The organism is Citrobacter sp. S46_ASV_140 (assembly GCF_018919545.1).
GTDB classification, from domain to species: Bacteria; Pseudomonadota; Gammaproteobacteria; order Enterobacterales; family Enterobacteriaceae; genus Citrobacter; species Citrobacter braakii.
On sequence record NZ_JAHLRC010000204.1, the window covers coordinates 1 to 4,006 of the forward strand.

Annotated in this window: 4 protein-coding genes; 2 read left to right on the top strand and 2 right to left on the bottom strand. The window is 54.2% G+C overall.

Translation table 11 applies throughout. From position 1 onward, the window contains the following. Window positions 1-131: 131 nt before the first annotated feature. On the top strand, window positions 132-773 hold the full coding sequence (locus tag KQJ19_RS22700; protein ID WP_016155636.1) for a YtjB family periplasmic protein: 642 nt from the start codon (window positions 132-134) through the stop codon (window positions 771-773). Between the two features lie 20 nt (window positions 774-793). Further along, entirely contained in the window at window positions 794-1,810 is a 1,017-nt protein-coding gene (lplA, locus tag KQJ19_RS22705) for a lipoate--protein ligase LplA (RefSeq protein ID WP_216404200.1), read from the top strand. Between the two features lie 84 nt (window positions 1,811-1,894). On the opposite strand, the gene deoD is transcribed toward lplA, so the two are convergent. Next, the gene (gene deoD / locus KQJ19_RS22710) at window positions 1,895-2,614 is read right to left on the bottom strand and encodes a purine-nucleoside phosphorylase (RefSeq protein WP_000224864.1); all 720 of its coding nucleotides are present in this window, start codon (window positions 2,612-2,614) and stop codon (window positions 1,895-1,897) included. A 199-nt stretch (window positions 2,615-2,813) separates the two neighbouring features. Continuing rightward, window positions 2,814-4,006: phosphopentomutase (gene deoB / locus KQJ19_RS22715; protein WP_216404201.1), on the bottom strand; the 1,193-nt coding region annotated here is incomplete at its 5' end.

Here is a 4,006-nt window from a genome sequence, read left to right on the forward strand (position 1 = left end):
AGGTAATGTTAGGCATTAAAGCTCCTGTAAAATCGTTCGGGTCGGAATCATCAGGGGAAAATAACGCATGAGGCTACCCTGTAACCAGCGCTTCTGGCAACATTAAGTCTCAAATTTTCAGCAGGTGGAATATGGCTCGCACAAAACTGAAATTCCGACTTCATCGTGCAGTGATTGTATTGTCCTGCCTTGCGCTGCTCGTTGCTCTGATGCAGGGCGCGTCCTGGTTTAGTCAAAGCCACCAACAGCAGCGTAATCCGCAGCTCGAAGAGCTGGCGCGCACGCTGGCTCGCCAGGTCTCCTTGAACGTCGCCCCGCTGATGCGTACCGAAACGCCGGATGAAAAGCGCATTAAAGCGGTACTCTCGCAGCTCACGGAAAGTAGCCGTATTCTGGATGCGGGCGTCTACGATGAAAAGGGAGACCTGATTACACGCACCGGTGAGAGCGTCAACGTTCGAGACCGACTGGCGTTGGACGGCAAAAAAGCCGGGGGCTATTTTAACCAGCAGATTGTCGAGCCCATTCAGGGAAGAAATGGTCCGCTGGGCTATCTACGCCTGACGCTGGATACCCACACGCTCGCCACCGAAGCCAAGCAGGTGGATAACACCACCAACATCTTACGCCTAATGCTGCTTCTGTCACTGGCAATTGGCGTGGTGCTCACCCGTACCTTATTGCAAGGCAAGCGCACCCGCTGGCAGCAATCCCCTTTCCTGCTGACCGCCAACAAACCGGTACAGGAAGAAGACAACGAGAAGAAAGAGTAATAACAGAAAGGAAATCGACCATGACGACACTACGCCTGCTTATCTCAGACTCTTACGATCCGTGGTTTAACCTCGCGGTCGAAGAGTGCATTTTTCGCCAGATGCCCGCCACGCAGCGCGTCCTGTTCTTGTGGCGTAACGCCGATACGGTGGTGATTGGCCGGGCGCAAAACCCGTGGAAAGAGTGTAATACCCGCCGTATGGAAGAAGACAACGTGCGGCTCGCCCGTCGCAGCAGCGGCGGCGGCGCGGTGTTCCATGACTTAGGCAATACCTGCTTTACCTTTATGGCCGGTAAACCGGAGTACGACAAAACCATCTCTACCGCTATTGTCCTCCATGCCCTGAACGCGCTGGGCGTAGACGCCGACGCCTCCGGGCGTAACGATCTGGTCGTGAAAACGCCAGACGGCGATCGCAAAGTTTCCGGCTCTGCTTATCGGGAAACGAAAGACCGCGGATTCCACCACGGCACGCTGTTGTTGAACGCCGATCTCAGCCGCCTGGCAAACTATCTCAATCCGGATAAAAAGAAACTCGCCGCCAAAGGCATCACCTCGGTTCGCTCACGCGTAGCGAATCTAACGGAGCTGTTGCCGGGCATCACCCATCAACAGGTCTGTCAGGCCATCACGGAAGCCTTTTTTGCCCACTATGGCGAACGTGTCGAAGCGGAAATTATCTCGCCGGACAAAACCCCGGATCTGCCGAACTTTGCCGAAACCTTTGCCCGTCAGAGCAGTTGGGAGTGGAATTTTGGTCAGGCGCCTGCGTTCTCGCATCTTCTGGACGAGCGTTTCACCTGGGGCGGCGTTGAGCTGCATTTCGACGTGGAAAAAGGTCATATCACCCGTACGCAGGTCTTTACCGACAGCCTCAATCCCGTGCCGTTAGAAGCGCTGGCGGGTCGTCTGCAGGGGTGTTTGTACCGTGCGGATATGCTGCAACAGGAGTGCGAAGCGCTGCTGGTTGATTTCCCACAGCAGGAGAAAGAGTTACGCGAGCTGTCAGCGTGGATTGCCAGTGCAGTGAGCTAAACGCTGGCCTGAAAATGCCGGATGGCGGTCCGGCATACATCGATTGTAGCCCGGTAAGCGCAGCGCTACCGGGCATCACAACACTTACTCTTTATCGCCCAGCAGAACGGATTCCAGTGCGATTTTGATCATGTCGTTGAAGGTCGTCTGACGTTCAGCGGCAGTGGTCTGCTCGTGAGTACGGATATGGTCGGACACGGTGCAGATGGTCAGCGCTTTCGCACCAAACTCAGCCGCAACGCCATAGATACCCGCCGCTTCCATTTCCACGCCCAGCACGCCGTATTTTTCCATTACGTCGAACATTTCGCCGTCCGGAGAGTAGAACAGGTCAGCGGAGAACAGGTTGCCCACGCGCGCGTCTACGCCCAGCGCTTTTGCCGCATCAACTGCGTTACGCACCATGTCGAAGTCAGCGATAGCTGCGAAGTCATGATCTTTAAAACGGATACGGTTTACTTTGGAGTCGGTGCAGGCGCCCATACCGATAACCACGTCACGCAGTTTAACGTCCATACGCACAGCGCCGCAGGAGCCTACGCGAATGATTTTCTTCACGCCAAAATCGGTGATCAGCTCTTTGGTGTAGATAGAGCAGGACGGGATACCCATCCCGTGACCCATAACGGAGATCTTACGGCCTTTGTAAGTACCGGTGAAACCTAACATGCCGCGAACGTTGTTCACTTCACGAACATCTTCGAGGAAAGTTTCAGCAATATGCTTTGCGCGCAGCGGGTCGCCCGGCATCAATACGACGTCAGCGAAATCACCCATTTCTGCATTAATATGTGGAGTTGCCATCTTCAGTTCCCTTTTGATTTATTGTTTTTGTCGAGGGGGTAGCAATGCCTTACCCAACCGACAAAACGAATTCAAATACCCTAAGGATTTCGCGTTGTAGGAAGGCGACGAATTCGGAACCCCCGGGAACATAGATTACCTATGTGACCGGGGTGAGCGAATGAAGTCAACGCATCTACAGCGCGAAAGACAACGGGTATCACAGCATGTTTTTACCGTAGTCCATCGGCGATGTACCAAAGTAGCTCGCCAGCGTCTGGCCAATATCCGCGAAAGTTTCACGGTGACCTAAAGAACCTGGTTTCACTTTCGGGCCGTAAACCAGCACCGGAATGTGCTCACGGGTGTGGTCAGTGCCGGTCCAGCTCGGGTCACAGCCGTGGTCAGCAGTCAGGATCAGAATGTCATCTTCACCCACCAGTTCCATCAGTTCAGGTAAACGGCGGTCGAACAGTTCCAGACCTGCAGCGTAACCAGCGATATCGCGACGATGTCCCCAGGAAGAGTCGAAATCAACGAAGTTAGTGAAGACAATGGTCTTATCACCCGCTTCTTTCATCTCTTTGATGGTGGCGTCGAACAGCGCGTCCAGGCCGGTAGCTTTCACTTTTTTGGTGATGCCGCAGTTAGCGTAGATATCCGCGATTTTACCGACGGAAACCACGTGACCGTCTTTCTCGTCGACCAGTTTCTGCAGCACGGTCGGTGCTGGCGGCTCAACGGCCAGATCGTGACGGTTACCGGTACGCTGGAAATTACCCGCTTTATCACCGATAAACGGACGCGCGATAACACGACCGATGTTGTAACCACCTTCGGTCAGTTCTTCACGAGCGATTTCACACAGTTCGTAGAGTTTATCCAGGCCAAAAGTCTCTTCGTGACAGGCAATCTGGAACACGGAGTCTGCGGAAGTATAGAAAATCGGCTTGCCGGTTTTCATATGCTCTTCACCCAGTTGATCCAGGATCACGGTACCGGAAGAGTGGCAGTTGCCGAGGTAGCCCGGCAGGTTGGCACGTTTGACCAGTTTATCCAGCAGTTCCTGCGGGAAGCTGTTGTCATGATCGGAGAAATAACCCCAGTCAAACAGAACCGGAACACCCGCGATTTCCCAGTGGCCAGACGGCGTGTCTTTCCCGGAAGAGAGTTCATGCGCCCAGGCGTAGGCACCAATCACTTCCGCGTTACCGTCCATACCAGCAGCAATTTTACCGGTAGAACCTTCGTGAGCTTTCACCAGGCCCAGACGGGTCAGGTTAGGCAGATTCAGTGGACCTTTGCGACCCTTGTCAGCTTCGCCTTTCGCACAGGCTTCTGCAATGTGTCCCATAGTGTCTGAGCCTACGTCGCCAAAGCGATCCGCATCTTCAGTCGCACCAATACCAAAGG

Coding starts and splice junctions, on each gene's coding strand:
- KQJ19_RS22700 (WP_016155636.1), top strand. CDS start 132: ATGGCTCGCACAAAACTGAAATTCCGACTTCATCGTGCAGTGATTGTA.
- lplA (WP_216404200.1), top strand. CDS start 794: ATGACGACACTACGCCTGCTTATCTCAGACTCTTACGATCCGTGGTTT.
- deoD (WP_000224864.1), bottom strand. CDS start 2,614: ATGGCAACTCCACATATTAATGCAGAAATGGGTGATTTCGCTGACGTC.